Source organism: Dehalogenimonas sp. 4OHTPN, from assembly GCF_040448695.1.
Lineage (GTDB): Bacteria > Chloroflexota > Dehalococcoidia > Dehalococcoidales > Dehalococcoidaceae > Dehalogenimonas.
The window spans coordinates 909287-929906 of the sequence record NZ_CP159307.1 but is presented as its reverse complement, the minus strand read 5'-3'; the positions used below and the strand labels follow the sequence as shown (position 1 = coordinate 929906).

Annotated in this window: 20 protein-coding genes; 10 read left to right on the top strand and 10 right to left on the bottom strand. The window is 55.6% G+C overall.

All coding sequences use genetic code 11. The features are described 5' to 3' along the window. Window positions 1–9 precede the first annotated feature (9 nt). Window positions 10–1689 carry a single-stranded-DNA-specific exonuclease RecJ gene (gene recJ, locus ABV300_RS04875; RefSeq protein ID WP_353713787.1) on the top strand — a complete coding sequence of 560 codons (1680 nt, stop codon included), beginning with the start codon at window positions 10–12 and terminating at the stop codon, window positions 1687–1689. 14 nt (window positions 1690–1703) lie between these two features. Next, window positions 1704–2330 carry a glycerol-3-phosphate acyltransferase gene (locus tag ABV300_RS04870; protein ID WP_353713786.1) on the top strand — a complete coding sequence of 209 codons (627 nt, stop codon included), beginning with the start codon at window positions 1704–1706 and terminating at the stop codon, window positions 2328–2330. Between the two features lie 37 nt (window positions 2331–2367). Here ABV300_RS04870 and ABV300_RS04865 read toward each other — a convergent pair whose 3' ends face one another. From ABV300_RS04865 to ABV300_RS04850, 4 genes are all read right to left on the bottom strand, one after another. Then, on the bottom strand, window positions 2368–3063 hold the full coding sequence (locus ABV300_RS04865) for a hypothetical protein (RefSeq protein ID WP_353713785.1): 696 nt from the start codon (window positions 3061–3063) through the stop codon (window positions 2368–2370). Between the two features lie 150 nt (window positions 3064–3213). Next, window positions 3214–5511, bottom strand: coding sequence for a DEAD/DEAH box helicase (locus tag ABV300_RS04860; RefSeq protein ID WP_353713784.1), 2298 nt, complete (start codon window positions 5509–5511; stop codon window positions 3214–3216). A 1-nt stretch (window position 5512) separates the two neighbouring features. Then, window positions 5513–5797: a DUF503 domain-containing protein gene (locus ABV300_RS04855; protein ID WP_353713783.1), complete on the bottom strand. Its 285-nt coding sequence runs from the start codon at window positions 5795–5797 to the stop codon at window positions 5513–5515. 12 nt (window positions 5798–5809) lie between these two features. Next, a complete protein-coding gene (locus ABV300_RS04850; protein WP_353713782.1) occupies window positions 5810–6265 on the bottom strand; it encodes a hypothetical protein in 456 nt (151 codons plus the stop codon). Between the two features lie 420 nt (window positions 6266–6685). On the opposite strand from ABV300_RS04850, the gene rpsO reads away from it, so the two are divergent. The 6 genes from rpsO (at window position 6686) to ABV300_RS04820 (ending at window position 12861) form a co-directional block, all read left to right on the top strand. Continuing rightward, window positions 6686–6949, top strand: coding sequence for a 30S ribosomal protein S15 (gene rpsO, locus ABV300_RS04845; protein ID WP_058440058.1), 264 nt, complete (start codon window positions 6686–6688; stop codon window positions 6947–6949). Between the two features lie 73 nt (window positions 6950–7022). After that, entirely contained in the window at window positions 7023–9221 is a 2199-nt protein-coding gene (locus ABV300_RS04840) for a polyribonucleotide nucleotidyltransferase (RefSeq protein ID WP_353713781.1), read from the top strand. A 123-nt stretch (window positions 9222–9344) separates the two neighbouring features. Continuing rightward, the gene (gene dapB, locus ABV300_RS04835) at window positions 9345–10130 is read left to right on the top strand and encodes a 4-hydroxy-tetrahydrodipicolinate reductase (RefSeq protein ID WP_353713780.1); all 786 of its coding nucleotides are present in this window, start codon (window positions 9345–9347) and stop codon (window positions 10128–10130) included. A 159-nt stretch (window positions 10131–10289) separates the two neighbouring features. Then, on the top strand, window positions 10290–11309 hold the full coding sequence (locus ABV300_RS04830; RefSeq protein WP_353713779.1) for an aspartate-semialdehyde dehydrogenase: 1020 nt from the start codon (window positions 10290–10292) through the stop codon (window positions 11307–11309). Between the two features lies 1 nt (window position 11310). Beyond that, window positions 11311–12213, top strand: coding sequence for a 4-hydroxy-tetrahydrodipicolinate synthase (dapA, locus tag ABV300_RS04825; RefSeq protein WP_353713778.1), 903 nt, complete (start codon window positions 11311–11313; stop codon window positions 12211–12213). 3 nt (window positions 12214–12216) lie between these two features. Beyond that, window positions 12217–12861 carry a GNAT family N-acetyltransferase gene (locus ABV300_RS04820; RefSeq protein WP_353713777.1) on the top strand — a complete coding sequence of 215 codons (645 nt, stop codon included), beginning with the start codon at window positions 12217–12219 and terminating at the stop codon, window positions 12859–12861. Between the two features lie 97 nt (window positions 12862–12958). On the opposite strand, the gene acs is transcribed toward ABV300_RS04820, so the two are convergent. The 5 genes from acs to ABV300_RS04795 all read right to left on the bottom strand — a co-directional run bounded on the left by acs (window position 12959) and on the right by ABV300_RS04795 (window position 18574). Next, on the bottom strand, window positions 12959–14944 hold the full coding sequence (acs, locus tag ABV300_RS04815; RefSeq protein WP_353713776.1) for an acetate--CoA ligase: 1986 nt from the start codon (window positions 14942–14944) through the stop codon (window positions 12959–12961). A 17-nt stretch (window positions 14945–14961) separates the two neighbouring features. Then, window positions 14962–16050, bottom strand: coding sequence for an NDP-sugar synthase (locus tag ABV300_RS04810; protein WP_353713775.1), 1089 nt, complete (start codon window positions 16048–16050; stop codon window positions 14962–14964). A 140-nt stretch (window positions 16051–16190) separates the two neighbouring features. Beyond that, a complete protein-coding gene (gene rdgB / locus ABV300_RS04805) occupies window positions 16191–16805 on the bottom strand; it encodes an RdgB/HAM1 family non-canonical purine NTP pyrophosphatase (RefSeq protein ID WP_353713774.1) in 615 nt (204 codons plus the stop codon). Between the two features lie 95 nt (window positions 16806–16900). Further along, window positions 16901–17992, bottom strand: coding sequence for a fructose-1,6-bisphosphate aldolase/phosphatase (gene fbp / locus ABV300_RS04800; RefSeq protein ID WP_353713773.1), 1092 nt, complete (start codon window positions 17990–17992; stop codon window positions 16901–16903). Between the two features lie 18 nt (window positions 17993–18010). After that, window positions 18011–18574, bottom strand: coding sequence for a cob(I)yrinic acid a,c-diamide adenosyltransferase (locus ABV300_RS04795; protein WP_353713772.1), 564 nt, complete (start codon window positions 18572–18574; stop codon window positions 18011–18013). Window positions 18575–18744: 170 nt separating this feature from the next. Here ABV300_RS04795 and ABV300_RS04790 point away from each other — a divergent pair, with 170 nt between their 5' ends. Further along, a complete protein-coding gene (locus tag ABV300_RS04790) occupies window positions 18745–19119 on the top strand; it encodes a hypothetical protein (RefSeq protein WP_353713771.1) in 375 nt (124 codons plus the stop codon). Between the two features lie 37 nt (window positions 19120–19156). Here the strand turns inward: ABV300_RS04790 and ABV300_RS04785 are convergent, their stop codons facing one another. Then, the gene (locus ABV300_RS04785; RefSeq protein ID WP_353713770.1) at window positions 19157–19921 is read right to left on the bottom strand and encodes a fumarylacetoacetate hydrolase family protein; all 765 of its coding nucleotides are present in this window, start codon (window positions 19919–19921) and stop codon (window positions 19157–19159) included. A 136-nt stretch (window positions 19922–20057) separates the two neighbouring features. Between ABV300_RS04785 and efp the strand changes: the two genes are divergently transcribed. Next, complete coding sequence (efp, locus tag ABV300_RS04780; protein WP_058439363.1) at window positions 20058–20615, top strand: elongation factor P; 558 nt, start codon at window positions 20058–20060, stop codon at window positions 20613–20615. The last annotated feature ends 5 nt before the right edge of the window (window positions 20616–20620 follow it).

The window sequence follows — 20620 nt, the reverse complement described above, 5'->3', positions numbered from 1 at the left end:
GGTTAAGGCATGCGCGGCGCCCGCTGGCAGGTAGCCCCGGCGGACATACCTACCGGGCTGACCGGAAAATACCCGGCGCTCATGGCTCAAATCCTGGGTAACCGAGGACTGCGTACAGCAGAAGAAGCCGAGCTTTTCCTGTCCGGGGACACCCGGCTATCGTATGACCCGATGCTACTACCGGACATCCAACCGGCGATGGCCCGCATATACCGGGCGGTCCTTTCCGGTGAGAAAGTCGCCGTCTACGGCGACTTCGACACCGACGGGATCACGGCTACCGCACTCATGGTCACTGGCCTCCGCCGCCTGGGAGCGGATGTTGTGCCCTACATCCCACACCGCCTGACAGAAGGTTACGGCCTCAAGACCGAAGCGTTAAGGAAACTGGCCTCCGATGGCATATCACTGGTGATTTCCGTGGACTGCGGCGTCACAGCTGTGTCCGAGGTGGCCGCCGCCCGCGGTTTCGGACTAGACATCATCGTCACCGACCATCATCTGCCGCTCCCTGACCTTCCGCCAGCGGTGGCAGTGATCGATCCCCGCCGTTCTGATTCCGCCTATCCCTTCCAGGAACTGGCAGGAGTCGGCGTCGCCTTCAAACTAATCGAGGCGCTTTTTTCCGGAACCGCCCGCCCGCTGCCCAAGGAACATTTTCTGGAACTTGCGGCCATCGGCACGGTGGCCGACATTATGCCCCTTACCGGCGAGAACCGCTACCTGGTCAAAGAGGGATTGAAGCATCTGAACGATCACCCGTCTCCGGGACTTCTTGAGATCGTGGCCTTGTCGCGTCTGAAGCCCGGCCAGCTCGACGCCGAAAGCATCTCCTGGACGGTGGCGCCGCGTCTTAACGCCGCCGGACGGCTGGAGCATGCTATGGTTGGCTATAACTTGCTCATGGCCGCCACCGCCGGCGAGGCAGCGGCACTGGCATCAGCGTTGGAAAACAGCAACGCAGAGCGCCAGCGCTTGACGGCAAAATATGTCGCCCGGGCCCGCGAGCAGGTACTGTCCGGGCCAATATCACCGCTGCTCTTCGTTGAGGACGAGGAGTGCCCACCCGGTATACTCGGGCTGGTGGCCGGGCGTCTGACAGACGAGTTCTACCGCCCCTCGATCGTCATCCGCCGGGAGGAAAGCGTCTCCACCGCTTCATGCCGCTCCATCCCGGGCTTCAACATTACGAAGGCAATTGACCGCTGTGGCCACCTGCTGTGCCACTATGGGGGCCACGCCCAAGCAGCCGGCTTTAGCCTTAAAACAGCCGACCTGCCAGAGATGTCGTCGCTTATCTCCGATATCACCGCTCGCGAACTAGCCTCGCTTGACCTCCAACCGGTACTGTCGATCGATGCAGAGGCACGCTTCCACGAACTTGGTGGCGGTCTTTACGAAATGCTAAGCCAGCTTGCCCCATTTGGCGAAGGCAACCGACCTCCCCTTTTCGTCAGCCGTTGCGTCACAGTGTTGGATTACCGACTAATGGGTACAGCTGAAGAACATATGAAACTTCGGTTGACGCAGGGCAATTCGGTTTGGGAAGCTGTCGCTTTCCGTCAAGCGACCAGCCTTAAAAAATTTCTCCCCGGTCCGCTGGATGTAGTGTATAATCTTGAACTGGACCGGTACAACGGGCGAGCGACTCTTCGAATGAACATAGTTGACTTTGCCCCATCAGTCTGACCCAAGATATACCTATGAATGAAACATTATCGATCGTAACTGCCCTCATCACTGCGTATCTGGTCGGTAGCATTCCCCTGGCTTACCTCATGGGACGCTGGCTGAAAGGGATTGATATCCGGCAGGTCGGCACCAAAAACATGGGTACGATGAACACTTTTTATGAAGTGGGATTTTGGCCCGGTATGCTCGTTCTAACTGTAGATATTTCCAAGGGGGCTGCAGCGGTAGCCGTTGCCCGGTTGCTCGAAACACCTCAAATTATCGAATTCCTGGCCGGGATAGTGGCGGTAATGGGCCACGTTCTCCCGGTCTGGCTAAGATTCAAAGGGGGCAAAGGTGGTGCGACCTGCATAGGAGTTCTGGCGTTCCTGATGCCATGGGGTATACCCATCTATGCCGCGACTTTCGGCTTGATACTCCTAATAACCCGTTTCCCAACTTTCAGCTATAGCGCCGCTTTCATCATCTTTCCCATTATCGGCTGGGTGATATACCACTCGATCGCGTTTATTATCTACCCAGTTGCGCTGCTGATGATACCGGGCTTGCAGTATATCATGAGAGTCAAGCAAATCGGCGAGCGCTCCACCAGCTTCAAAGACGCCGTGTTACGGAAAAGTTTGCGGGACAGACGCTAGACATATCCCGAATGGCTGAAAGCCATTCGGCGGACTGTTATCCTGCCGGTTTCTTCTTTCCCGGACCATAGTAGCTTGGATAAAGCTTTTCCAGACATTCCGGACAGATACCATGGGTAAATTCAGCTTCGGAGTGGGTACTAATGTACTTTTCGACGCTGTTCCAGTAGCCTTTGTCGTCACGGATCTTCTTACAGTTAGCGCACATCGGTAGCAGACCGGTGAGGGTTTTCACCTGTGCCAGGGCTTCCCGGAGTTCACCTTCGATACGCTTTCTCTCAATTATATCCCGTTCCAGGGCCAGGTTGGCTCTGGTGAGGTCAACAGTCCGCTCTTTCACCCGGTCCTCCAGGTGACGCTGGTACTCAAGCAGCTTTTTCTTGCCCTGCTCATAGGCGTTAATGAGGCCGACCTCAGCCAAGCCCACCAACCCGATAACGATCATTTCAAGCAATAAATTCGGGTGCCAGTTAACGGTTAGATAGATGGCAGCGTACGGAATGGTCACGGCGCCAAGAGCGCCCCAGAAAAAGAATCCCACGGCGAAGCCGAAACGCCACGTGGCGATGGCAATAACTGAAAGGAAGAAGGCTTGCTGTAAGGCGAACAACACGAGTTGGAATTCGTCTCCGGACAGTTGCTGTCCCCGCAGAAGATCCGCATAGACGGTGATAACAAATAGCGCGCCGAGGAGTGTAACCACCCAGAACTCCGGGCGGCGGAAAAGCTTCAAGGGTATACCCGAACGGATATAACTCAACATACAGGGCTCAAATCAGGTCGTAAATTTACAGTCAAGTACCTGATCAACACCAGCGTGATAACTACGCGTAACTTAATGATTAAAAAGTATATCATCGGGGCTATGTTTTTCCTAATCCGACTATTGTCCGGATAAGGTAACGCCGAGCAATCCATTCAGAAGTGCAGTTGCCCCGGCCTTATCAAGAGGTTCGTTGTTGCTGCCGCACTTGGGCGACTGAATGCAGGCCGGGCAGCCAGACTCGCAGGGGCATTCCTCGATAGCCCGAAGGGTGGCTTCCCACCACTGTACCATGATGTCGAAACCCTTCTCGGCGATGCCGACACCGCCGGCGTGGGCGTCGTAGACAAAGACGGTAGCCGCGCCAGTATCCGGGTGGAGCGGCGTGGACAGCCCGCCGATGTCATTCCGATCACACAGGGCGTAGAGTGGCAAGATGCCTATGGCTGCGTGCTCAACGGCGTGCAGCGCCCCGGCAAGGTCGAGATCGCCGTGAATGGAAACAGCCAGGCTGTCCGGCACCTCATACCAGACAGCCACCGTCTCAAAACGCTGAGGCGGCAGTGACAGCGGCTCTTCGCCTAAGACCTCCTCGGTGTACTGGGCCTTGCGTTTGAAACCGATGACGGTCACCGAGACCTCCACCTCGCCCAGGTACACTGCCGCGCCGCGGATAAAGACCGAGCGATGGATCCGCTTGACCTCCAGTTCAGTGATGTCCTTGACCTCGGTGTAATAAGTGCCGTCGGTGGCCTCCGCCCGGACGATGCGGGTGTCGAGGTCGAGCGAGCGGACAATGTAGCTTTCGCCCTGATGAAGGTAGATGGCGCCGGGAAACAACTGGAACATAGCGGTGGCAGAGTCCAGCACCTCCAGCAGGGCGCCGCTACCGCCATCTATGACAGTGTACTCCTGGCCGCCGACGCCCCTTAGGCTGATCGCCCCGGCCGGATAAGATATATCTGCCGTGGGATAATAACGACCGAGGCGCTCCTTCAACAGCCCGCGGCGAACCAGCGAATCCAGATTCTTTCTGAAAAGTGGCCCGAACAACTCGGCTTCCCTGGTTGAAAGCGGCATCTCCCATGCAGCACAAAGCAAGTGGGCGCTTGAAATATATGGATTATCGGGATTGAGCAGGGCATATTCAGGCAGCCCTCCAAAGAATAAGTCCGGGTGGCGCATGAAATATTGATCCAACGGGTCATTGCGGGCCACCAGTACCGACAACGACCTTTGCCGCCGCCGGCCGCTTCGGCCAGCCTGCTGCCAAACGCTGGCGGATGATCCCGGATAACCGGTTACTAAAGTGGCATCCAGGGAACCGATGTCGACGCCAAGTTCCAGCGCCGATGTAGTCACGGCTCCTTCCAGTCTTCCCGCGAACAACTCTTTCTCAATAAGGCGGCGATCTTCTGCCAGATAGCCTGCTCGGTATGGCTTGATAAGCGCCGCTTTTTCGGGTGCTGTTTTCAAGAGACGCTCCCGGGCATGAACGAAGATGACCTCAGCCAAACGCCGGGAGCGCGCGAACGCCAGCGTTCTGATCCCATGAGCGATGAGTTCGGCAAGGAGAGAAGTGGCCTCCGCCGAGGCGCTTCGGCGAGTAGATTGGTTCGGGCTGATCAGCGGCGGATTCCAGAAGATGAAATCCTTGCCCCCGTAAGGCGAGCCGTCAGCATCGACAACTGAAAATTCGAGCCCTGTCAGGAGGGAAGCAAACTTCAAGGGGTTGCCTATCGTCGCTGATGCCATCAGGAACTGGGGGGTTGCGCCGTAACGGAGGCAGACGCGCCGCAGTCGCCGCAACAAGAGCCCCACGTGAGAGCCAAAGACGCCCCGGTACAAATGGGCTTCATCGATGATGACGTACTTAAGGTTAGCCAGGAAACGCCGCCAGCTCTGGTGATTGGGCAGGATACCGACGTGAAGCATGTCCGGATTGGAAAGGATCAATCTGGCCTTGGCACGTATGGCTGTCCGATCGCTTGCCGGCGTATCGCCATCAAAGGTAGCAAAATCACTCCGGACAATGGCTTCCGGGGCGAACAGGTCGTCGATATGTTTCTTCTGGTCCTGGGCCAAGGCTTTGGTCGGCGACAGGTACAGGGCGGTGGCAGCGTCGTCTGACAGCAAGGTTTGCATGACCGGGATGTAATAACCCAAGGTCTTGCCTGAGGCAGCCGGTGTAGCGATAAAGACATTCTCGCCGCGCCGGGCGGCGTCAACCGCCTGAGCCTGGTGGCTATAGAGCGGCCATAAGCCCTTTGCCCTGAGGCAGCCCTCCAGGCGGGAATCCAGCGGCTGTTCGGGATCCGCATAGACCGCCCCTCTCGGCGGGATTTCCTCAAGATGCGCGATCTGGCCGGCCATTTCCGACCGGGCATGAAGATAATCAACGAACTCCCGAACGTCCATGTCAGTAGTCGATGATCTCGATGTTGGACTCGAGAAGCTCGATGTCGTAGGTAGTGGCGAAGACCAAGGCTTTGGATAGCACCTCGTTGGTGTGCTTCTTGTCGTTACTGATACAGGCGACGCCGACGACAGCCGTCTGCCACAGGTCCTGGTCTTCCACCTCCGCGGCCGAGACGTTGAAGCGATTGTGGAGCTGGGCCACAAGCGACTTGACAACCTGGCGCTTCTCCTTGAGGGAGTGGCTCTCCGGGAGCCGAATACTGAACTGCAGAACGCCGATATTCATCGCGTTACCTCATCATTCAGGATAAACTCTAGTCCAAGCATGGCTGGGGGTCAAATAATATTGCGCGTCTTGCGTCGTGAGTCTTGTGAAAAACGACTGAAACGACTCGCTGCCGCCGCGGTTTGTTTTTTGATATTTCCCAAGCACTTTCAGTGGTTTCATGAACGAACCTTGATTTCCACGATTAAATCCATCTTGGAGTCGTTTTGTAAAACGAAGGGTTCCCGAACCTATCGTTTCGGTAAAAACGGACCAAAACGACGTGTTTCCCATCGGGAACGGGCGGCCAACGGTTCCGACCACGCCGCGAAAACAAATCCCGGCTGAACGCGAGACATCATTAAACTGCAGCGCAGGCAGTTCAAACAATTGGTCAGGCGGAATGGTCTTTTGGCGGAAAGTGGGTACGTTACAACGAGCCCCGGTAAAACGGCGGGCGGCTGGCAAGCAAGTTGACATCAGGCGCATATTATAGCACATGTGTACGTTAGAGCTGTCAAACGAGTTTTGTCGTTTTTGGTGCGATATTTTTCAGCAATCAGCGATTAGCCACCTCGGCGGGCAAGGTGTCGTTCAGTGGAAGGATGCCCTTTACGATGGATCCCCCTAACAGGTGGGATGGGGAACTTTCCTCTTAGATATCATTTCCCACCAACCAGGTTACTCCCCCGATGGATTCCGGCTTTCGCCGGAATAATGAAACCACGAAGCGGGCTTGTCGCAGACCCGGCCCAAATCCTTCTTTAATTCTTACCGAAGTTGCAAAAAACCGCACAAGAGATTGCCGCGTCGCTGCGCTCCTCGCAAAGACGGAGGGGTGAGTCTTTTACTGGACAGCAGGTTGTGATATACTTCACCTTTGATAAAAGAAAGAGGAAGAACGAGAACTTGGAAAAACAGGACAAGATCAACGTCATCGATGCCTTCAAGCGGCATGCCAAGGACACCGGTTCCGCCGAAGTCCAGGTGGCCATCCTTTCCGCCCGGATCAACCAATTGACCACTCACCTGGCTGCCAACAAGCAAGACGCCCATACCAAACGCAACTTGCTGCGGCTGGTCGGCCAGCGCCGCCGGATGCTGGCTTATCTGCGGCGCGAGGACGCGACCCGATACCAGGACCTTATTGCCAAGATCGGTCTGCGCAAGTAACCCGCAGACTCAACGGCGCCTTCACGGGTCGACCTCTCTGGTTGAACCCCAATAACTGCTTAAGGAGAATCCATTGGCATCGATACGCACATTTGAACGCACAATCGGCGGGCGAAAGCTTGTCATCGAACACGGTAAACTCGCCTGGCAGGCCAACGGCGCCGTCACTCTGCGCTACGGCGATACACAGATTTTAGCCACCGCGGTTATCGCTAAAGAGGCTCGGCCGGGGGTGGATTTTCTGCCTTTGACCATTGATGTCGAGGAGAGGATGTATGCCGCAGGTAAGATCCCCGGGGGGTTCATCCGCCGCGAGGGACGACCCACCGAAGCGGCAACTTTAGCCTCTCGTCTGGCTGACCGGCCGATCCGCCCCTTGTTGCCAAAACACTGGCGCCGAGAGATCCAGGTCATTGTAACTGTTTTTGCTGCTGATCAGGAGAACGACCCGGATGTTCTGGGGGTTATCGGCGCGTCGTGCGCCCTAGGCATCTCCGAGATGCCTTTCGAGGGACCGGTTTCGGCGGTTCACGTCGGTTATATCAACGGCGAGTTCGTCATCAACCCGACTTTCTCTCAGATGCCCGAAAGCAAGTTGGACGTAGTGGTCGCCAGCACCAAAAAGGCGGTGACCATGCTGGAAGCCGGAGCCCACGAGGCCGACGAGGCCCTGATGATGGAGGCTATCAAATTCGGCCACGCCGCCAACCAGGAGATTATCGCTTTACAGGAAGAGGTTATCGCCGCCGTCGGCAAGGTCAAATGGCACGTCGACCCGCCGGCCGTAGACGAAGGGTTGTGGGCCAAGGTGGCGGCGGCCATTGACCACAAGCTGCCCGCCGCCTTCTTTCAGGCCGACAAGACCCAGCGTGCCGCCAATCTTGATGTTATCCTCCAGGAACTCATGGATGGCCTGGCTGGTGAATATGATACCGGCGCCGTCATGGCCGCGTATGATAAGAAGATCCGAAAGCTGGTCCGCTCCAGCATACTTGATAAAGGCGAGCGTGTTTCCGGCCGCGGCATCAACGAAATCCGCGAACTCTCCGCCGAGGTCGGTATCCTGCCCAGGGTCCACGGGTCCGCACTGTTTTCCCGTGGCATGACCCAGATACTGAATATCACCACCCTGGGATCGCTGCAGATGGAGCAGAAGCTTGACAACATTTCTCCCGAGTTGTCGAAACGATATATCCACCATTACAACTTCCCGCCTTATTCCACCGGCGAGGTCAAGCGTGTCGGCGGTACCGGCCGGCGCGAGATTGGACACGGCGCGTTGGCGGAACGGGCGCTTCTGCCGGTAATCCCCAGTGAAGCCGAATTCCCCTACGCCATCCGGCTGGTCTCCGAAGCTGTGTCATCTAACGGCTCCACCTCCATGGCTTCCACCTGCGCCTCGAGCCTGTCGCTGATGGACGCCGGCGTGCCCATTAAGAGAGCGGTGGCCGGCATCAGCATCGGCTTGGTAACTGAAGATGACAACATCGACAAGTTTGTCACCCTGACCGACATCGAAGGTTTGGAAGACAATTACGGCGATATGGACTTCAAGGTGGCCGGTACCCGCGACGGCATCACCGCCATCCAGCTGGATATCAAACTCAAAGGCATCAGCTTCGCCATCATCGAGCAGACGTTGAAGCAGGCCAAAGACGCCCGGGGCATCATCCTTGAGGTGATGGACAAGGCCATTTCCCGCAACCGAGCCGAGCTTTCTCCTTACGCACCGCGGATGTACAAGCTGAAGATCGACCCGGGCAAGATCGGCACCGTTATCGGTCCCGGCGGCCGGGTTATCCGTGGCATCATCGAGGAAACCAAGACAACCATAGATATCGAAGACGACGGTACAGTGATCATAGGCGCCACCGACGCCGATTCGGCCAACCGGGCGATTGCCATCATCGAGGGCATGACCAAGGATATCGAACCCGGTACCGTTTATACCGGCAAAGTGACACGCATCATGAGTTTCGGGGCCTTTGTGGAGATACTGCCCGGCAAAGAAGGTATGGTTCATATCTCTGAGCTGGCCAACCGCCGCGTCGACCGCGTCGAAGATGTCGTCAAGATCGGCGACATGATACAGGTCAAGGTGACTGAAATTGACTCACAGGGACGCATCAATCTTTCCCGTCGCGCCCTGCTGGCGCCGCCGACGCCCGAAGAAGCCGAGGAAATGCGAAATGCGCCTCAATCCGGCGGCTTCCGGCGCTCTGGTCCTGGCGCGCCGATGGATCGCGGTGGCCGGCCGCCCTTCAGGCGGTAGAACGCGGTTCAAAGCCAGCCGCTCAGATGAATCTACTTCGGGGACACAGCACGCTGTGTCCCCGCTTGATTTAGCCTCTTTAATGAGTTATGTTAGAACAATCTCTACAAACAGGATGATTGGATGAGCGTTAAAGTTGCCGTTCAGGGCGCCTTAGGTCAGATGGGCCAGCAGGTAATCAAGGCGGTTGCCGAAGCCAAAGATTTAGAACTGTCCGGCGGTTGCGATGCCAAGGCGACCGAAGGTTTTCTATCCATAAACGGCAACACGATATTTCTCAGTTCGAATCTTGAAACGTGCTTAGACAAGACTAAACCGGACGTCATCGTCGATTTCAGCCTGGCTTCAGCGGTGCCGCAGACGGCGGAGACAGCGGCGCGGGCTGGAGTTTCCCTGGTGATTGGTACTACCGGTCTCAGTCCGCAGGTGTTGGCGCGGCTCGAGGAGCTGACCCATGAGTACAACATCGGTATCATGGTCGCCCCTAATTTCGCTCTTGGCGCGGTGGTGATGATGGAGTTGGCGCGCACGGCATCCAAATACCTCGATTGGGCAGAAATCATTGAACTGCACCATGAGAAGAAGGCTGACGCGCCCTCCGGCACGGCGATAGCCACGGCGCGGATGATGCAGGCGGCCCGGGATGTGCCTTTCGAGTCACCGAAAGACGAGGCCGATTATAAAAGCCGCGGCGAGGAATTTTACGGCGTGCCCATCCACAGCATTCGGCTGCCCGGATTGGTGGCCCACCAGGAAGTCATTTTCGGCGCCCTTGGCCAGACATTGTCAATCCGCCACGATTCGATAAGCCGGGAAAGCTTCATGCCCGGCGTGCTGTTGGCGGTACGCGAAATAGCTAAACGCCGCGGTCAGTTCATCTTCGGGCTCAACAAACTGCTGGGTTTTTAGAAACTCCGCCGGACACCACCGGTTATCTGATTTACCATGTCGTCATTAGTCAAAATGCCTCAGCACGTGGGAAGTGGGACCGGTCATTTTATTTGACTATTGAATTTGATATTATTGCTACTCGTATACAGCAATTAAACTTCCGCTGCGAGGTCTAAGGTGAATGGTTTAAGAGTCGCTATCGTCGGCGCTACGGGCTTGGTTGGCCAGGAATTCATCAAGGTACTGACCCAGCGCAACTTCCCGATCAAATCGATCAAACTGTTGGCCTCAGACCGCAGCGCCGGCAAGAGGCTGCAGTTCAGAGGCGAGGAGTTTGAGGTCAAAGAGACTTCCCCCGACAGCTTCAACGACGTCGATTTGGCGCTCTTTTCAGCCGGGGCTGACATCTCCCGGCATTTTTCACCGATCGCGGCTGGTAAAGGTGTGGTGGTCATCGACAATTCCGCCGCTTTCCGCTATGAAAACGACGTGCCGCTGGTGGTCCCTGAGGTCAATATCGAGGATGCCAAGAACCATAAGGGCATTATTGCCAATCCTAACTGCTCCACGATCCAAATGGTAACCGCGCTGTATCCTCTGCATAAGGTCAATCCCATCAAACGGATTATTGTCTCGACTTACCAGGCGGTGTCCGGCACCGGTAGTGCCGCCATGGAGGTGCTGACAGCCCAGGCCAAAACGGTATTGGCCGGCGACCCGGTGACACCGCATGTATATCCTCACCAGATTGCCTTCAACCTGATACCTGAAATCGACGTCTTTTTTGATACCGGCTATACTAAAGAAGAGTGGAAAATGCTGGTAGAAACCCGCAAAATAATGCATGCACCGGGCATTGCTGTCTCCGCCACCTGCGTCCGGGTGCCGGTGTATATCGGCCATTCCGAGGCGGTTAACGTTGAGTTCGAGCGGCCATTCCCCCCGACCGAAGCCCGTGCCATACTTGTCCAGGCCCCCGGGGTGCGGGTCCTTGATGACCCCACCGTAAATCTCTACCCCCACCCGTGGATGGCCGCCGGCACTGATGAAACTTTTGTAGGGCGCATACGGGAGGACTCATCGCATCCCGGCGGGTTGGTGATGTGGATTGTAGCCGACAACGTCCGTAAAGGGGCGGCGCTGAACGCTGTCCAAATTGCCGAGGAGATGGTCAAGCGAGGTTGGCTGGGAGAATAGTATGAAAGAACTTGGGCGCCTGATAACCGCAATGGTGACGCCGTTCAAGGCTGACGGCAGCATTGATTTCGACCAGACAAAGAAGCTGGCCAAGGCGCTGGTTGCCTCCGGCAGCGACGGCATTGTTGTCGCTGGAACTACCGGCGAATCACCTACCGTCACCTGGGAGGAAGAGCACGCCCTGTTCAAGGCAGTCAAAGAGGCTGTCGGCGACGGGGCCAGGATCATCGCCGGCACCGGTTCCAATTCCACCGCCGAAGCTGTCGAGAACACGATTAAAGCCGAGAAGCTGGGGGTTGACGCCGCCCTCCTGGTAGTGCCCTATTATAACAAGCCCACTCAGGAGGGATTGTACCGCCATTTCAAGGCGGTGGCTGACGCTACCACCATGCCCATCATCCTTTACAATGTGCCCTCACGCACCATCACCTCGTTATCTGCCGAAACAACGGTGCGGTTGTCAAAAATCCCCAATATCGTCGGCACCAAAGAGGCTTCCGGCAACCTGGGCGAGATCGCCCGTATCATCGATGAAACCCAGAAGATGAGGCCTGATTTCACCGTTTGGAGCGGCAATGACTCCGACACCTTGCCAATGATGGCCATAGGCGCTCACGGCGTCATATCGGTGGCCTCTCACCTTGTCGGGCTGCAGATCAAGCAGATGATGGAGAGTTTCGCCGCCGGCAAACTTGATGAAGCGGCGGCGCTGCACCGCCACTTGACGCCCATCTTCAACAACCTGTTTGTGGTAGCCAACCCAATTCCGGTCAAATATGCCCTGAACTATATTGGCTTCCGCGTCGGGGCACCGAGACTGCCGCTGGTCGAACCGGACGAGAAGACGGCAGCGTTTATCCGGGATACGCTCAAGGGCTATCACATCGACCTGCCATTGAATTGACCTATGCCCGAACCACCAGTGCTGCCTTACGCTTTAGAGGGATTGATGCCGCTGAAACCTGAACTGGTGCACCCTGCGTCAATCACCTGCGCGCGGGCTTTTGCCAATGACCCGACTACCGATTACCTAATTCCCGATGCGGACAAGCGATCAAACCTGCGGTTCGCCGAGGAATACTATTTGAAGCTTTCACTGATTGCCGGCGGCGGCACCTTCGTCACCTCGGGGAAATGCGAAGGTCTGGCGATGTGGATTGATTCTGAGCGAAAAGATAACTTTTTCAACCACATTCGCGCTGGTTTCCCGTTTCTACCGCTGCGCTGCGGCTGGCGGCACCTGTTCCGTGAAGCGGCTTTGGACCTGCACTTCAGTCGCCTGCGGAAGGAACTGGTTCCGACACGCCACCTGTACCTGGCGGTCCTGGCAGTAGATCCCGAATATCACGGGCTGGGTTTCGCATCCAAGTTGATGCGGCCGATGCTGGGTCACCTCGACGATCGTCAATTACCGGCCTACCTGGAAACCCAAACTTCCCGTAACGTAGAAATGTATCGGAGATGGGGTTTCGAACTGCTACGGGAAGAACCGATGCCGGATTCAGATCTCAAGTTATACTTGATGTCACGGCAGCCGAGTCGAACTGAGTAGGAACCCATGCCCCGTGCAAGCCTTCAAACCGGGGTATATGAAACAGAAAGGGCGGGTTGGAAAACCCGCCCTTTCTGTTGTTTCAGCCCTTTAAAGACTAAGGAAGCGGTTTCGTCTCCGGTTTCTTTTCAGCCGACTTGTAGTGGTGAGAGCTTTCTGTCAACTCAGCGAAGGCGGCTTTGGCTTCATCCACCGAAGCGCCGTCGTCAAGTGTGGTGGTATCGCCGACGGCGGCGCCGGTGGCCACAGCTTTCAGCAGGCGGCGCATGATCTTGCCGGAGCGGGTCTTGGGTAAAAGGTTCACAAAGAAGATTTCTTCAGGAGTAGCCAGCGTGCCGATGGTAGCCCGGAGATGCCGGGTCAGTTCGTTCTTGATTTCCACCGAAGGCGGCGTGCCCTTGCGCAGGGTGACGAACAGGATAATGGCTTCGCCTTTGATCTCATCCGGGCGGGAGGTGGCGGCGGCTTCAGCCACAGCAGAATGACCGACAATGGCCGATTCAAGTTCGGCGGTGGAGATACGGTGGCCAGCCACTTTGATGACTTCATCAGCGCGGCCCAGCAACCACAGGAAGTTGTCCTGGTCCTTCATGCAGTAGTCACCGGGAAGGTAATAGCCAGGGAAGCGCGACCAGTAGGTCTTCTGGTAAAGCTCCGGGTTACGGTAAATATCCAGAAGCATCCCCGGCCAGGGCTTCTTGATGACGATGAAGCCAGTCTCCCCGTTAGGCAATTCTTTACCCTCCGCATCCAGCACCGCCGGTACGACACCCGGCATTGGCTTCGTTGCGGAGCCGGGCTTTAAGGCATGAGCCTGAATTCCCGGGGTAGGCGAGATCATAAATCCGCCGGTCTCGGTCTGCCACCAAGTATCGGAGATGCCGATGCGCTCTTTTCCGATGTTGCGGTAATACCACAACCAGGCTTCCGGATTGATCGGCTCACCGACCGAGCCAAGAATCTTCAGAGACGATAAGTCGTGTTTAGCCGGCCATTCCTCGCCATGGCGCATGAACATGCGGATGGCGGTGGGCGATGTGTAGAAGGCGGTAACGCCGTACTTGGCGATGATAGCCCACCAGCGGTCCAGCGCCGGGTAGTCCGGGGCGCCTTCGTACATCACCGAGGTCAAGCCGAGGATCATCGGGGCGAAAACGACGTAGGAGTGGCCAGTGATCCATCCGACATCAGCAGTGCACCACCAGACAGTCTGGGCATCGGTACCGAAAGCCCACTGCATCGTCTTGGCGATCCACAGCGAATAGCCGCCGGTGCCGTGAAGGATGCCCTTCGGTTTGCCCGTCGAGCCTGAGGTATAAAGGATGAAGAGCGGGTCGTTGGAGTCCATTTCCTCCGGGGCAACGTACTCGTCGCAGCCAGAAAGAATGTCCGACAGCCAGACGTCACGGTTTGGATCCATTTCAACCTGATGGTGAGTATGTTTGACGACAAGGATTTTTTCAACGCAGGCGCACCTGGCGGCGGCCTCAACGGCGTTTTCCTTGAGCGGCAAGATCTTGCCGCGGCGGTGCATTCCTGAAGCGGTGACGATTACTTTTGCGCCAGTGTCTTCAACCCGGTCGGCCAGCGCCTGGCCGGAGAAAGCTGAAAACACTACGGTAAACGGCGCTCCGATGCGGGCGCAGGCTAGCATGATCACCGGCAGCGCCGGAATCATCGGTAGGTAGATAGCCACCCGGTCGCCTCGTTTAACACCCAGCCTCTTGAGGGCGCCGGCTGTATTGTTGACCTGGCGGTACATCTCCGCGTAAGTCAGCACCTGGGAATCACCCAGCTCGCCTTCCCAGTAGAAAGCAACCTTGTTGCGGACTTCGGTCTTCATGTGCCGGTCAAGACATTGTACCGACAGGTTGAGTTTGCCTCCGACGAACCAGCGGGCATAAGGCGCTTTCCAGTCCAGAACTTTGTCCCAGCGCTTGAACCAATCCAGTTCCAGCGCCTGCTCCGCCCAGAATCTTTCGGGGTCCTCATCGGCGCGGCGCCAGAGTTCATCATAGGTCCCGGATGGGCAAAAATAACTGGTGGTGGGGAGATGGGCGACACGGGAATCGGCTTGAGTCATTTGGTCCTTCCTTTCTATTAATTATTGATGATAGTACCCGGCCAAATCCGGCAATTTCCCAGGAATGCTCCTGAGGGAACGTACACTCCATCCGCCAGGGCGGAACCTGATACACGGCTTCCCGGCGATAAACAGCATTTTTCGGCTACCACAGAGTCAAAGACGCTCGACCCGCCGGCCAACTGGCAGCCATCCCAGAGGATAGAAGCGGAAATAACAGCTCCGTCCTCAATCAGGCAGTTATCGCCGATGACCGCCGGTCCGGTGATTTCTGCCCCGGCACCGATGCGGCAGTGACGCCCAATGACAACATGACCCTCAATCCGGGCGGAAGGTTCAACCGCCGTATCTTCGCCGAAGTGCACCCCGGGCGGCGGCGCGGTGGAACAGGCGCAGCGCCCGGACAGCATATCCGCAACCAGTTGGATATATTTTTCGCAGGAACCCATGTCAATCCAATAAGAAGTCCGGTCGCTCCAGCCGAAAAACGGTTGCTTGTCTTTGAGGAATAATTGGAAGGTCTCTTTTTCGATACTGACGTTGGCTGCAGGCTTGATGAAATCGAGCACCTCTGGTTCGAGGATATAACAACCAGCGTTAATCATATCGGTGGTGACTTCCTCAGGCAGCGGCTTTTCCACAAAACGCCGGATACGGCCGTCTGCTGTAGCCTCTACCAGCCCGAATGCGGAAGGATTGGCCACCGGTGTTAGGGCGATAGTGGCGATGGCACCCTTATGTTTATGAAAACGCAGCATTGATGTGAGATCAATGTTGGTGTAAACGTCGCCGTTCAGGACAATAAAGGCTTCATTATCAAGGTAAGCCTGGCAGTTCTTGATGCCCCCGGCGGTTCCCAGGGGTTGTGTCTCATCAACAAAAATGAATTCCACGCCGGAAGAATAATTCTCATTGAAATACGATTCCATTTGTCCGGCTAAATGGCCGCGGGTGAAGATGATTTCAGTGATGCCATGCTGCGTGAGATTTTCTACAACATGCGCCATGAAGGGACGGTTCAGTACCGGCAACATCGCTTTGGGGGTGTTGATTGTCAAAGGCCTCAGCCGGGTGCCGAGGCCGCCTACGAGAATCAGGGCTTTCATAAAAAAATACCGGCACTCGCTTTCAATGTCGGTTGGGCGGGATTGATAAAACCTGCAGGAGTAATGATAATCTTAACGGAACTAGTACCACTAAATCAAGTCCAAGCGAAGACCTGGTCATAACAATCCATTTGTATATTCTAACGCTCTTTATTATTCTCTGCGGACAAACGGCACAATATGAGGCAGGCTTTCACAGCGGCAGCGGCGCGGTGGCTGATTCGATTTTTTTCTGCCGGCTCCAACTCTGCAATCGTCAGATGGCGTTCAGGCAAATAAAAGATCGGATCGTAACCGAAACCAGAAGTTCCCCGCGGCGCAAGGCTGATCAGGCCTTCAATGACGCCGTCAGTAAGGTGGATGCCGCCAGAGGGTTCAGCGATCGCGATGACACAGCGGAACCGGGCGGTCCGCCGGGGTAGCGGCACGTGCCGGAGATTTTCAAGCAGAAGGGCATTCCGTTCGGTATCCGAAGCGCCCTCGCCCGCATAACGGGCTGAAAGTACTCCTGGAGCACCATCTAGAGCATCAACCTCCAGGCCGGAGTCATCCGCCAGCGCCGGCAATCCGGAGGCGGCAGCGAATGCTCGAGCTTTGATGGCCGCATTTTCGCCGAAAGTCTCACCGGTTTCGGCAATTGCGATATCGATGCCTCTCCCGGCGGGAGTGACCAGTTCAAACCCACAACCAGATAGTAGTTCCCGGTACTCCCGGATCTTTCCTTTGTTGTTGGTCGCCAGCAACAGTTCCGCCATAGTCACTCACATTGCTATCTTTCAATGCCAGCAGAAATAACGAGGGACACGGCCGCATGCGGCCGTGTCCCTCGTTATCATAATCCATCGCACTTTTAGAGCGGCTTAAAACGTTCGGCCAGTTTTCGGGAAACTTGCGGCATGGTGGTGTATTCCATCTCGTCCAGCGGCAGGCGGTGTGGTTCGAAGGGGCCATGCTGGCGCATCATGTATGCCATTTTGTTAGCCATCTCCCGGGCTTGATCATAAGAGACATCAGCGAAGAAATCCCTCGGTCCAATCAGCTTGCCTTGCGACAGCTGGAAACCCTGCGCGATAACTCGAGGCGGGCCGTCGAAACGGGTCGGCAGGCTGTCGGCGACTCCGGTCGGCATGATCGGGCCCCAGTGGGAACCGCGCATCCAACCCTCGACAAGATAAGGGGTCGCAAACGGTTCCAACACCTCACCAACGGCCGGGAAGGCACCCTGGCAGCGGACGATGCATACCGGGTCATCCTTGCCGACGTAGCGGCCGGCGATGAAAGCCAACTTCTGGGTGGATGAGGAGGCTGCGATCTCGCCGTTCCTGGTGTAGACCGCTTTCACAGGGTAACGATTGGGGGCGCCGATGAAAACCAACATGTCGTAGATCTCCTCCGGGGTGGAGAAGATGATCTTCTTTGAATCTTTGACGTCATGCACCTCGAACTTAAAACCCTGATGCATATTCTCGGCGATAACCAGACCGATGGTGTTGAAGGGATCGGCGAACATCTTGTACAGAGGCATATTCCAGGCACCGGATGAGGTCTTATCGGCCATGAAGATGACTACCGGCTCTGAGATGCGTTCTTCAAATTCCATCTCCGCGGCACCGGGTCCCATACCCTTGATATTGCCGGAGAAAGCATCGGCCAGCAGGTCCTGACCGGCGCCATAAAGCTTCAGTCTTTTGGCCACTTCGGTGCAGGAGACAAAGGTATTCCAGGCCGTCTCGTGGATGTCGGTGTTGTTTTCGCCCTTCTGGTGAGTCATGATCAGCTGCAGGTCGTCGCCGCATTTGGTGACATGGTAATCTATTATCAGGCCGCTTTGCTTAGCTTTAGCCAGCTTGTTATCAGCCTCGCAAAGACATTCCGGATGGGAATCTGAATGGCCGACGAAACCGCCAATATCGGCTTTAATAACGCTCAGGGTGATTCTCATCAATATCTCCTTCTTAATTTAATAATCAATACCTTTTCGGGCGCGGATACCTTCGTTAAACGGATGTTTAATCATGAGTATCTCTGAAACCAGGTCGGCTATGGCGACCAGCCGGGGATCGGCGTTTCTGCCGGTGAGAATTAGTTCGACACACTCCGGCTTTTTATCAATCATACCGATGACCTTTTCTATGTCAATTAAACCACCGGAGACGGCGTGGTTGATCTCATCCAGAACGATAACGTCGTATTCGCCGCTGGACATGGCTTTTTCCGCGTCTTCAAGCGCCTTTTGAGCTTCCGCTTTATGCGCCGGGGTTATATTGCCTTTTTTTGACCAGCCGCGGTAGCCAAATGCTTCTACGTGGACATTGGGCAGGCTTTTTAACACGGTGAATTCGCCGTGCTCAAAAAACTCGTTGGCCTTCATCATGAAGACCATATATACCCTGAGTCCGTGCCCTGCCGCTCTGACGGCGATGCCGATGGCAGCGGAGGTTTTGCCCTTGCCGTGGCCGGTGAAGATGGACACCAGCCCTTTTTCCAGCTTGCAGCGTTGGCTAAGTGGTTCAGTTTGGATCAACAATCCCTCCGGGACGCGGGCGCCGATGCGGGGTCAAAATAAGAGGACAACAGCCAAGTTTAACAAGGCCGGAAAGTAGTGTCAAGACAATTCACACGTAGCCAGAGCATTATTATTGACTGAAAGTCGAGCTATTACTAGAATGAAACAGGACACTTCAGGGGATTGTGATGAAAAAGCCAGATCTTCTGGTGCTTATCGCTGTTTGGGAATTGGTGACCGCCTTTTTTGCGTTGATCGGCCTTGCTGTGCTGGTGATGATCGGTTTTCAGGTTGAGGCGCTGTTCCTCCGGGATCTCTACTTCAATTTTTCCGGTCCGTTTTTTTATTTCGGTCTGGCGGTTGGGGCTCTGACACTGCTGGCGTACCTGATGGTCTCCGTTGCGGGAGCGGCGGGCTTACTGGCCAGCCGTGATTTCGGGCGGGTTACCAGCCTGGCTCACGGAGTCATCAGCCTGCTATTTTTCCCTATCGGAACTGTTATCGGGGTGCTGCAGATCGTGTACCTGACAAGAACTGATGTTAGGGATTTCTTTAAGAATTGAGCCCAACGAGATCTATTCAATCGTTGCTGCGGTAGGCTTAATCCTGCCTGACGACCTTGTTCCGCAGCGTACCGATTCCGTCAATGCGCACTTCTACGGTATCGCCGATTTTCATCGGTCCGATGCCTGAAGGAGTGCCGGTAGCGATGATATCACCCGGCAGCAGAGTCATCACATGGGAGATAAAGTGGATCAGAAAATCAATGTGATAGATCAGGTCCGAGGTATTGCCATGTTGTTTACGTTCGCCGTTTAGAAAAGTCTCGATGTTCAGCCGGGAGGGATCAACCTCGGTCTCGATCCACGGCCCCACGGCGGCAAAGGTATCGAAACTTTTTGCCCGGGTCCACTGGCCATCAATCCGCTGCAAGTCCCGGGCGGTGACATCGTTGAAACATGTATAACCGAGTACATGGTCACGGGCCGCTTTCTGGGGTATACGCCAGCCGGATTTCCTGATAACTGCCGCCAGCTCGGCCTCGTAGTCTACCCTTGAAGACGACGGTGGATAGACAATATCAGCCCCGGTACCAATGACAGCAGTCGAAGGTTTCAAAAAGATCAATGGCACATTAGGAATGTTGTGACCCATCTCACGAGCATGCCCGTGATAGTTTACCCCCAAGCATACTATCTTTGAAGGCGCACAAGGCGCCAGAAGTTTAACCGAGGTCAGGGGAATGGTTTCGCCGGAGTAATCCATAGTTTTGAACGGAGTGCCGGCCAGGTCGTTTATGATTTCGCCTTCGAGCACACCATACCGTTCTGAGCAATCTGGAGCAATAAATCTGACGATTTTCATTCCGGCATTCTAACATTCTTGGGCTTTTGAGTCACGAATTCCGGGGCGGAATAGTATTTGCGCCGCCTATTTGAAGCGCCTATAATATCCACTCGGTTTGTAATATATAAATTAACGGAGGAGTACCCCAAAACCTGTGGAAGTCTCTGAAGTCTCAAAAAATAAAAAACTGCTTATTGATGGCGTGCCCTTTAACGTCGAAAGCGTGGATTTCGTCAAGCCTGGCAAAGGCCGGGCGATTTATCACTTAAAACTGCGCAACCTGCTGAACGGAATCCTTTCTGAACCTACGTATCATTCAGGAGATAAGTTCGACGAGGCTACCATTACCGTCCGGGACATGCAATACCTTTACGAAGAGCACGGCCATTACCATTTCATGGATACCGAATCTTTCGAGCAGCACATCATGAACGAGGAGAACGTCGGCGACAAGAAGCTCTACCTGAAGGATTCGCTGGGGGTGCAGGTTATGATGTGGGAGGACCGCCCAATTGACCTGATCCTGCCCAAAGCGGTTGAACTCAAAATTATCGAAACAGAGTCGGCGATGAAAGGCGCCACCGTTACCGCCCAGCAAAAGCTGGCCAGATTGGAGACCGGCCTCGAGATCGGCGTACCGGCTTTCATAAAAGAAGGTGATACGGTGCGAATCAGCACCATCACCGGGGCGTACGTGGAGCGTGTCGGCTAAAGCCG